Origin of the sequence: Dysgonomonas mossii, from assembly GCF_004569505.1 — a bacterium.
Taxonomy (GTDB): domain Bacteria; phylum Bacteroidota; class Bacteroidia; order Bacteroidales; family Dysgonomonadaceae; genus Dysgonomonas.
The window spans coordinates 1-478 of record NZ_SPPK01000050.1 but is presented as its reverse complement, the minus strand read 5'-3'; the positions used below and the strand labels follow the sequence as shown (position 1 = coordinate 478).

The 478-nt window shown below is 63.4% G+C and carries 1 pseudogene; it reads left to right on the top strand.

The window, feature by feature from the left end:
* Positions 1-112: 112 nt before the first annotated feature.
* Positions 113-478 (top strand): annotated as a pseudogene (locus tag E4T88_RS18355) (TraB/TrbI/VirB10 family type IV secretion system protein); the annotation flags it as partial.

The following is a 478-nucleotide window of genomic DNA, read 5'->3' as shown; positions in this document are numbered from 1 at the left end:
CTCAACGGCGGCCCAGCCCGCCGACCCTACCGCTGTGCAGAACCGGCAAGACCAGAAAGAGGCTTTCCTGAAAGCTGGTTCTACGGAAACCCGCAATTCCGGCCATCTCCAGATGCCGGCCTCGCCATACCAGGTAATGGCCGGAACGGTGATCGCGGGTGCGCTGGTGACAGGTATCAAGTCGGACTTGCCGGGCGACGTGATCGCCACGGTGACGGAGCCGGTCTACGACACGGCGACGGGCAAGTTCCTGCTGATCCCGCAGGGCTCGCGCATCCTGGGCAAGTACAACAGCCAGGTGAGCTACGGGCAGAGCCGCGTGCAGGTGGTGTGAAACCGCATCATCCTGCCGGACACGTCTTCGCTGAAGCTCGACAACCTGGCTGGCAATGACCCGGCCGGATATTCCGGCCTTGAAGATGGCGTCGATTGGCATTGGGATCGCGTCTTTGCTGGCGCGGCGCTGACCACGCTGCTG